Annotated in this window: 7 protein-coding genes and 1 riboswitch; of the genes, 3 read left to right on the forward strand and 4 right to left on the reverse strand. The window is 28.1% G+C overall.

The features are described from left to right. Positions 1 to 242 (reverse strand): rhodanese-like domain-containing protein (locus Q1J48_RS07430; protein ID WP_300362344.1); only part of this gene is annotated, 242 nt, incomplete at its 3' end. Between the two features lie 237 nt (positions 243 to 479). On the opposite strand from Q1J48_RS07430, the gene Q1J48_RS07435 reads away from it, so the two are divergent. The 3 genes from Q1J48_RS07435 to zupT all read left to right on the forward strand — a co-directional run bounded on the left by Q1J48_RS07435 (position 480) and on the right by zupT (position 3,314). Beyond that, on the forward strand, positions 480 to 1,136 hold the full coding sequence (locus Q1J48_RS07435) for a DUF3298 and DUF4163 domain-containing protein (RefSeq protein ID WP_300362347.1): 657 nt from the start codon (positions 480 to 482) through the stop codon (positions 1,134 to 1,136). 15 nt (positions 1,137 to 1,151) lie between these two features. Then, positions 1,152 to 2,351: a CaiB/BaiF CoA transferase family protein gene (locus tag Q1J48_RS07440; RefSeq protein ID WP_300362350.1), complete on the forward strand. Its 1,200-nt coding sequence runs from the start codon at positions 1,152 to 1,154 to the stop codon at positions 2,349 to 2,351. 183 nt (positions 2,352 to 2,534) lie between these two features. After that, positions 2,535 to 3,314 carry a zinc transporter ZupT gene (zupT, locus tag Q1J48_RS07445; RefSeq protein WP_300362353.1) on the forward strand — a complete coding sequence of 260 codons (780 nt, stop codon included), beginning with the start codon at positions 2,535 to 2,537 and terminating at the stop codon, positions 3,312 to 3,314. A 179-nt stretch (positions 3,315 to 3,493) separates the two neighbouring features. Here the strand turns inward: zupT and Q1J48_RS07450 are convergent, their stop codons facing one another. The 3 genes from Q1J48_RS07450 to Q1J48_RS07460 form a co-directional block, all read right to left on the reverse strand. Further along, on the reverse strand, positions 3,494 to 5,131 hold the full coding sequence (locus tag Q1J48_RS07450; protein WP_300362356.1) for a BCCT family transporter: 1,638 nt from the start codon (positions 5,129 to 5,131) through the stop codon (positions 3,494 to 3,496). A 485-nt stretch (positions 5,132 to 5,616) separates the two neighbouring features. Beyond that, positions 5,617 to 7,203 carry a Na+/H+ antiporter NhaC family protein gene (locus Q1J48_RS07455; RefSeq protein WP_300329305.1) on the reverse strand — a complete coding sequence of 529 codons (1,587 nt, stop codon included), beginning with the start codon at positions 7,201 to 7,203 and terminating at the stop codon, positions 5,617 to 5,619. A gap of 146 nt (positions 7,204 to 7,349) precedes the next feature. Then, a riboswitch (Lysine riboswitch) is annotated at positions 7,350 to 7,516 on the reverse strand. A 530-nt stretch (positions 7,517 to 8,046) separates the two neighbouring features. Beyond that, the gene (locus Q1J48_RS07460) at positions 8,047 to 9,579 is read right to left on the reverse strand and encodes a Na+/H+ antiporter NhaC family protein (protein WP_300362358.1); all 1,533 of its coding nucleotides are present in this window, start codon (positions 9,577 to 9,579) and stop codon (positions 8,047 to 8,049) included. Positions 9,580 to 9,757 lie beyond the last annotated feature (178 nt).

The raw sequence follows: 9,757 nt of genomic DNA on the forward strand, positions 1-9,757 counted from the left end.
GAGGCTGTCAAACTTCTATGTCCACTCCTACAATAAACTAAAATTGGAGTGTCCATTTCAATATCCAAATCAAGATATTCATAAGGATATAAATCTTCGTTTGGAATATTTATAGCATTTTTTATATGTCCCTCTTCAAATTCCTCTTTTGTTCTTACATCTAAGATAATAAGATTTTTTTCTGTATCCATCATCTTTTTAGCATCTTCTTGGGAAATTCTTTTATATGTAAAATCTGTCATTAATTTATTCTCCTTTCTTTTCTATATTATATCAAAAAAATATTTTTAAGAAAAGAGAAAATTAAAATTATTTAAAAATTGTAATAACTTCATTTGATAATATATATTTTTATATAAAGTAAAATAAAAGATTTATTTAAACTTTTTTATAGAAAAAAGCCTCTAATAGGAAAGATAACAAAATATCAAAAGAAAAAGGAGGATTAGATAATAATTTTTTATTATCTAAAAACAAATATGAAAAAAGGACTATTTATATACTTAATGACATCAGCTATATGTTTAGCAAATGTAAATGTAGACACAATGCAAAAATCAAATAAATCAGAAAAATATACTTACAATTTCCAATATCCAAAAGTTACATTTAAAGGAAAAGAGATTGCTCTAAATAAAGAAGTTGAAAATATAGTAAATCAAAATATAAACGGACTTGTAAAAGATAGCCAAAAAAATCCATATAAGGATATGCCTTATGAGGGAGAATCTATCTATAAAGAATATAAAAATAATTTTGGTGTTACTTCTATCCTAGATATGACATATATTTATACTGGAGGAAATCACGGAACAACAGGACTTATGTCTTATAATATTTTAAACTCAACTGGAAAAGTTTTAACTTTTAATGATATATTTAAACCTGGAACAAAAAAATTCCTAGAGAGAGAAATAATAAAAGCTATAAAAAATAATGTAAAAACTTTAGGAGATGAATCACCATACTTTAAAGAAATGTCAACTAGAACAACAGATATTGATAATGCTGTTTTCTTCTTTAGAGGAAATGATCTTGTTATAAGATACCAAGAATATGCAATTGCTCCTCATTCATCAGGAACACCTGAATTTGAATTTTCTAAAGAGATGTTAAAAGACTATTTAAAAATATAAAGGAGATAGAAAAAAATGGGTGCTTTAACAGGGCTTAAGATTTTAGATTTTTCTACACTTTTACCAGGACCATATGCAACACTTATGCTTGGAGATCTAGGAGCAGATATTATAAAAATAAGTGCTCCCGATAAAAAAGATATAGTGGCAGATTATCCACCATATATAGATGAAACAGATTTAAGTGCAAATCAAGCTTGGCTAGGTAGAAATAAAAAAAATCTATTTTTAAATCTTAAAAATGAAAAATCTAAAGAGATAATACATAAACTTATAATGGAATATGATATAGTGATAGAACAGTTTAGACCAGGGGTAATGGATAGACTTGGACTTGGTTATGAAGATCTTAAAAAAATAAATCCTAAAATTATATATTGTTCCCTTACTGGTTATGGGCAAACAGGACCTTTAAAAAATAATGCTGGACACGATATAAATTATCTTGCTAGAAGTGGGAATATGAATTATTCTGGAAAAAAATCAACAGGACCTGTTTTAACAAATATGCAGATAGCAGATATTGGAGTTGGTTCTCTAAATTCTGTAATAGGAATTTTATCAGCTGTGTATTATAGAAGTCAGACAGGAAAAGGACAATATATTGATGTAGCTATGTCAGATGGACTGATTTCTTTTAATGCTATGGAAGGAGCTAGTTTTTTAGTAAATGGTATTGAGCCAAGAAGAGAGGAAACTAGACTTAATGGTGGTTGTGCTTATGATTTCTACGAAACTAAGGATAATAGATATTTAAGTGTTGGAGCATTAGAACCTAAGTTTTGGGAAAACTTTTGCAACTGTATAGGACTTCCAGAACTTATTGAAAAAACTGTTATGCCTAAAGATGTTTCTCAAATGAAAGAGATTATAAGAAAAAGAATATTAGAAAAAACTTTAGATGAATGGTTGGAGATTTTTAAGGGAAAAGATGTTTGTGTTGAGCCAGTTCTTACAATGAAAGAGGCTTTATTAGAAGATGAACATATAAAAGCTAGAGAGTTAGTAGTTGATGTTGAGGTAGCAAACTCAAATGGAAAAACTATTAAACAAATGGCATCACCTATAAAATTATCTGAATGCCCTATAAAATATAATAAAACAGGTTATCCTTTAGGCTATCATTCAGAAGAGATTTTAAAAAATCTTGGTTATTCAAAAAATGATATAGATGAAATGGTAGAAGAGGGAATCACTAATATTTATAAAAAATAGTAATTATTTGGAAGTTGGAGAGAAATCTCCAGCTTCTTTTTTGCCTTTAATACGAAAGGAAAATTTAAACTTTATATTTTTTTCAAGAATAAAGATAGACTAAAAATCTTAAATATGTTAAAATATACAAATAGTTTAATAATCAAAATTTTATTTAAAATTTAATATAATATAGGAGGAGTTATGTTTTTAGATGAAAATAGTTTAAGAGCTTTGCTACTTTCTTTTATAGCAGGAATGTCTACTTTATTAGGGGCTTTTATCCTATTCACTATGAAAGAAAAAAATGAAAAGCTAGTGAGTATGGCTTTGGGATTTTCTGGGGGAGTTATGATAAGTGTATCTTTTACACATTTACTTCCACACGCCCACGAACTTTTAGAAAGTGCTTATGGAGAAAAAATAGGACTTTTATTACAAACCATTTTTCTTTTAATAGGTGTTGTAATAGCTGGAGGGTTAGATAGATTTGTTCCCCATATAAATACTGGATCTTGTGAAGAGTATAAGCATCAAAATCTTTTTAGAGTTGGATTTATTTCTACTCTTGCCATAGGACTACACAATTTTCCAGAGGGAGTGGCCACTTTTATGGCTGGATATAATGATCTTTCTCTAGGAATTTCTGTTGCTTTAGCCATTACTTTGCATAATATTCCAGAGGGAATATCTGTGGCTATGCCAATATATTGTGCAACAGGAAGTAAAAAGAAAGCATTTAAATATACTTTTCTTTCTGGAATAGTAGAGCCAATAGGTGCATTACTTACTTATTTTGTTTTAAGACCATATATAAATAATTTTACACTTGGAGCAATATTTGCTTTGATTTCAGGAATAATGTTGTATATAGCTATTGAAGAACTTATCCCAAGTTCAAGACAATATAAATATATTAGAACGGCAATCATTTCTACTTTTGTAGGAATAATAATGATGCCACTTACACATATTCTTCACTAATAAAAAAAGAATTTTAGAAATTCATTTATTGAATAACTAAAATTCTTTTTTTCTTTCCCTCTTCTTTAGTAAAATAATAAAAAATATTGTTATTTGTTTTTAATTTACTAATTATATTAATTACCAATCACTAGGAATAATATTTATTATAGGTATTGCATTATCAATTATAAAAAATATTATGCTTCATCATTATAAGTTGTCATTATCTCAAATATCAAACTCTCCTCACGATATTCTTTTAATTTACGAAGATCTGTTCTAAGTCCTATGTATAAACTATATATCATAATTAATAATATTATAGTAAATGGTAGTCCAGAAAGTATAACCCCTGTTTGAAGAGCATTAAGTGCTTCATTTCCCCCACTTATTAAAAGTGAAATTGCAATAGCTCCCTCTATCAATGCCCAAAATATTCTTTGAGGAATTGGAGAATCTATTTTTCCACCAGAAGTAAGATTATCTACAACTAAAGATCCTGAATCTGATGAGGTAACAAAGAAAGAAACAACTAAGAAAGTTCCAATCAATGAAACAATTATTTTTATTATATGTGGTATCTGCATATTATTTATCATAGTAAACAATGCAGTTGATGTATCTTTTGTAGCTGATTTTAATAATGCACCACCAGTTATTAAATTTTCGTGGAAAGCAGTAGCTCCAAAAGTTGTAAACCATATTAAACTTAATAACACAGGTATAAATAGAATAGCAATTACAAATTCTCTAATAGTTCTACCCTTAGAAACTCTGGCAATAAACATTCCAACAAATGGTGACCAAGATATCCACCAAGTCCAATAAAATATAGTCCAACTTCCTTGCCATTTATTTCCATTCTCCATAAAGAAACTTATTTTGAAAAAGTTATTTAAATAATACCCAACACTATTACCAAAAGATCTAAATATAAATAATGTAGGACCTAAGATTAGTATAAGTATTAAGAAAAGTCCAGCTACTTTTATATTTAATTCAGATAAAATTCTTACTCCTTTTCCTATACCAGACACAACAGATAAAGTTGCTATCAATGTTATGGTTAATATAATTATAACTTGAATTTTTGTACTCTGAGGTATTCCAAATAAAAAGTTAAGTCCAGAGTTTATTTGTTGAGCTCCATATCCTAAAGATGTAGCAAGTCCAAAAAGACAAGATATAACAGCAGTGATGTCGATTATATCTCCAATCTTTCCAAAAATTTTATCTTTTAATATAGGATAAAATACAGATCTTAATGAAAGAGGTAATCCTCTATTATATGAGAAGAATGCCAAGGCCAAAGATATTAAACAATATATTCCCCAAGGATGAAGTCCCCAATGAAAAAATGTTGTTGCTAATGCTTGAGCTTGTGAAGTAGAATTTGTATGAGGTAAAATTGTATTGGCGTGAAATAATGGTTCTGCCACTCCAAAGAATATAAGTCCTATTCCCATTCCAGCACTAAGTAACATAGAGTACCAAGCAAAATTTGAAAATTCTGGTTTTGCTTTAGGACCACCTAATCTAATTTCTCCAAATTTACTAACCATTAAATATATAGGAAAGAATAAAAATATATTTGCTGAGAGTATAAAGAACCAATTTAAATTATTAGTTACTTTTTCCTGTATCCCCCTTAAAAATAAATTTGTGCCTTTTGGGTTTGCCAAAGTTATCCCAATAAAGACTAAAATTAATATTGCTGATATCAATGATACACTTGGATGTAAATCAAATCCAAACTTATTAAAATTCCTTTCATGTAGTTTTTTCGTTTTGTGTTTCAGTTTATTTGTTTCAAATATAGGTTTTTTAAATTTCATATTTTAATTTCGATTCTGAAAACTTATTTTAAAAATAAAGTTACCCGTTTATCAGTATCTCTCTTCCTCCTCTAGTTTTATTAAGATGTTGTAACTTACACCTTCTCTTTTGTTTTCTTAAAATAAAAAAACACTCCAAGACTATTATCTTAATAGATAATAGAATTAGAGTGTTTAAGTTTCGCCATACGACTCACTTTATACCACAAATATATGTAGCATAATTCATTGCCTTTTAGACCCTGAATAAACCCCAGTTCTACTGGTTCATTTTTCAATTATATTTTCCTCTCTTGGATAAGTTCGAATCCCCTCTACTTTGAAAGCATAGAAAACCTTACAAATCGAGTACTCATAAAATCTACTTCACATATATATTATATCATATATTCCCGAAAAATGCAAATTAAGAAATTAGAAGAGGGAAATTAAAAAAAGCTAGTAAAGTTTTTCACTCTACTAGCCCGTTTATTTTAAAAAATATTTTATTTTGCTGTATTTTTATTTCTCATAAAGAATAGAATTCCAACTATTGCTAACATTCCAAATGGAAGAGCAAGAGCTAAACTTTTTGTATATCCAACAATGATATATGAAAGGAATGTTACTACTGCAACTGTTAAAGCATAAGGTAATTGAGTATAAACGTGGTTTACGTGATTACTTTGTGCTCCAGCTGATGCCATTATTGTAGTATCTGATATTGGTGAACAGTGATCTCCACAAACTGCTCCAGCCATACAAGCAGAAATTGCTATTATCATCATTTGTTGATTATTTTCAAATACTGCAACAACGATAGGAATTAAAATTCCAAATGTTCCCCAAGAAGTTCCTGTTGCAAAAGCAAGTCCACAACCTACAACAAATATAATTGCTGGTAACATATTCATAAGAGATGCTGCTGAAGTTTCCATTATTCCTGCAACATAAGGAGCTGCTCCTAAACTATCAGTCATAGATTTTAAAGTCCAAGCAAAAGTAAGAATTATAATTGCTGGTACCATTGCTTTAAATCCTTCAGGGATACAGTTCATACATTCGTGGAAAGTTAAAACTTTTCTGATTGAATAAATTATAATTGTAATTATCATTGCAAATATACTTCCCATTGAAAGTCCAAGTGATGCGTTACTTCCTGAAAATGCTTCTACGAAACTAGCTCCACTAAAGAATCCACCAGTATATATCATTCCAATTACACAACAAGTTATTAATAAAGCTATTGGTATAATTAAGTCTAAAACAGATCCTTTTTTATTTTCTTGAGCTGCTTCAACTACAAATGAACGATCTTCTGTTGTAAATAGATCTCCATTTAAAGCATTAACTTCGTGAGTTCTCATTGGACCATAATCAACTTTAGAAACAACTAATGTGATTAGCATAAATATTGTTAATAAAGCATAGAAGTTATATGGAATAGCATTTATAAACATTGAGAATCCATCTTCTCCTGGAACAAATCCTGTAACTGCTGCTGCCCAAGAAGATATTGGAGCTATTATACAAACTGGAGCTGCTGTTGAATCTATAATATAAGCAAGTTTTGCACGAGATACATTATATTTATCTGTTACTGGTCTCATAACGCTTCCAACAGTTAAACAGTTAAAATAGTCATCAACGAAGATTAAACAACCAAGTAAGATAGTAGCAAGTTGAGCAGAAACACGAGATTTTATTTTTTTACTTGCCCAGTTTCCAAAAGCAAGTGATCCTCCTGCTGCATTCATTAGACAAACCATAGTTCCTAATATAACTAAGAAAATTAATATTCCAACATTATAACTATCTGATAAAACTTTTATAAATCCATCTTGTAAGATATGAGTTATAGTTCTTTCAAAAGAAAATCCAGAATAGAATAATCCTCCAACTGTAATTCCTAAAAATAGTGAACTATAAACTTCCTTAGTTATAAGAGCCAAAACAATTGCAACTACTGGTGGAACTAAAGCCCAAAAACTTGCATATAGGGCTGGTTGATATGCTTGTTCATCAGCAAACCCTAAAGTTGACAGTGTAAAAAACATAAGACAAACTAAAACATTTCTTAAAACATTTCTCATAATAAAAACCTCCGAGTATAAAAATAAAATATTTAATAAAATAAAAAAAGCCACAAATTACTTGAGGCTTCACAAAATGTCATAATAGCTGAAAAAAACATAATATAATAAAATGTAACAAAACAAAATAAGATATATTAAATTTAATTCTTGATAGCTCTCCACATATTGTGACAGTTCAACATATATTCTATGTTGCCCCAGGAACTTATTGGTAGCAAATTCCTTCGGCGTCTTTTCCTTTCATTTAAATAACGGGTACCAACCTTTTACATTTAAATTACTATTAAAAAACGCAACCTCTATCTTTTTACTTAGCTTGTATTTATTTGTTGCGATAAGTATAACACTTATATATATAAATGTCAAGGCTATTTTGATTTTTTTTATTGATTTAGTTAAAAATAAGAATTATTATACAAATTATGGTGAAAAAAAGTAATCTTTTTAAATATTATCCTTTTTATAGCTAGTTTTTTATAATTATAAACTCATTAAATTTTAATCTTTAAATAAAAAACTTAATAATTTAAATCCAAAGAATTAAAAAGTAATAGAATTTTTTTAGATTTTCTTTTAAGGATAATATAAAAATTATTATCTAACTTTATTATATTTTTTCCCTCTTCCGTTTTAATTTATAATTCTATACTTTACTAATAATAAATTTATTAAAAAATTAATACAGTCTATTATAATATATTTATTCTTTAAAAATAAATTAAATACTCTATCTAGAAATTAAAATCTAACTTTCTTTTACAAACTCTTTATTTTTAGTAATAAAAAAAGGAGATATAACTAAATGAAAATCACTTATTTATAAACTCCTTTTAAAATTTATTATTTTTTATTAAATGCTAGTGTATAATTTTTACTATAAAACTTATATTCTTTTACTTTCTTATAAGCTAATATTACTACAATACTTACTATTCCAAATCCAAATGAAAGAACAAGATTTTTTGTATATCCTAAAATTATATAAGATATAAAGCTAATTCCTGCCACAATCAAAGCATAAGGAAGTTGAGTATAAACGTGGTTTATGTGATTACTTTGTGCCCCAGCAGATGACATTATTGTAGTATCTGATATTGGAGAACAGTGATCTCCACAAACTGCTCCAGATAAACAAGCAGAAATTGAAATTATCATCATTTGAGGATCATCAGAAAATACTGATACTACAATAGGAATTAAAATTCCAAATGTTCCCCAAGAAGTTCCTGTTGCAAAAGCAAGCCCACAACCAACTAAAAATATAATTGCTGGTAATAAGTTTGAAAAAGAACCTGCTGATGTTCTCATCAAATCAGCCACATAAGAAGCGGCACCTAGACTATCTATCATAGATTTTAAAGTACAAGCAAGTATAAAAATCATAATTGCTGGTACCATTGATTTATATCCTTCTGATATACAATTTATACATTGTCGAAAACTAAGTACTTTTCTTAAAGGATATACAGCCATTGTAATTAACATAGCCACGATACTTCCCGTTGAAAGTCCTAATGAAGCATCACTTCTTGCAAAAGCTTCCTTAAAACTAGCCCCTTCAAAAAATCCTCCTGTATAGATCATTCCTATTATACAACAACTTATTAATAATGCTATTGGAATAATCAAATCTAAAACTGATCCTTTTTTATCTTCTTGATCTGTGTCCACTAGAAATGAACGATCTTCTGTTGTAAATAAATCTCCATTTAAAGCATTATTTTCATGAATTTTCATTGATCCTAAATCCACTTTTAATGCTACTGATAGTATTAACATTATAAGTGTTAAGAAAGCATAAAAATTATAAGGGATAGCATTAACAAAAAGAGTAAATCCATCTTTTCCCGGAACAAATCCTGTAACTGCTGCTGCCCAAGATGATATTGGAGCAATTACACAGATTGGAGCTGCTGTTGAATCTATAATATAAGCAAGTTTTGCACGAGAAATTTTATATTTATCTGTTACAGGACGCATTACACTTCCCACAGTTAAACAGTTAAAATATCCATCTATAAAAATTAAACAACCAAGTAAGATTGTAGCAAGTTGAGCAGAAACACGAGATTTTATTTTCTTTCCTGCCCATTCACCAAAAGCAAGTGATCCTCCTGCTTTATTCATCAAACAAACCATAGTTCCTAAAATTACTAAAAATATTAAAACCCCTATATTAGATTTATCAGAAAGTACCTTCATAAATCCATTATCTACAATAAAAACAATAGCTTTTTCTATATTAAAGTTAGAGTAAAATAATCCTCCTAGAGCTACACCTAAAAAAAGTGAACTATAAACTTCTTTCGTTATTAGGGAAAGTAGTATAGCTCCTAGCGATGGAACTAAACTCCAAAAATTTCTATAAAACATTTGATTTTGTATTGCTTCTTGAGAATATGTAACTTTAGTAAAAATTAGGAAACTAAAAAATAATAATAATGATTTTAACTTCTTATTTATAATAATCATCTCCTATTTTTTATAATAATTCCTTAATTGTAATCATTATAACATTTATTTACTAAAAATGTCAAGAATATAGAATTTT

The sequence above is a fragment of the Fusobacterium sp. genome, assembly GCF_029258315.1.
GTDB lineage: Bacteria > Fusobacteriota > Fusobacteriia > Fusobacteriales > Fusobacteriaceae > Fusobacterium_B.

Coding starts and splice junctions, on each gene's coding strand:
- Q1J48_RS07435 (WP_300362347.1), top strand. CDS start 480: ATGAAAAAAGGACTATTTATATACTTAATGACATCAGCTATATGTTTA.
- Q1J48_RS07440 (WP_300362350.1), top strand. CDS start 1,152: ATGGGTGCTTTAACAGGGCTTAAGATTTTAGATTTTTCTACACTTTTA.
- zupT (WP_300362353.1), top strand. CDS start 2,535: ATGTTTTTAGATGAAAATAGTTTAAGAGCTTTGCTACTTTCTTTTATA.
- Q1J48_RS07450 (WP_300362356.1), bottom strand. CDS start 5,131: ATGAAATTTAAAAAACCTATATTTGAAACAAATAAACTGAAACACAAA.
- Q1J48_RS07455 (WP_300329305.1), bottom strand. CDS start 7,203: ATGAGAAATGTTTTAAGAAATGTTTTAGTTTGTCTTATGTTTTTTACA.
- Q1J48_RS07460 (WP_300362358.1), bottom strand. CDS start 9,579: ATGTTTTATAGAAATTTTTGGAGTTTAGTTCCATCGCTAGGAGCTATA.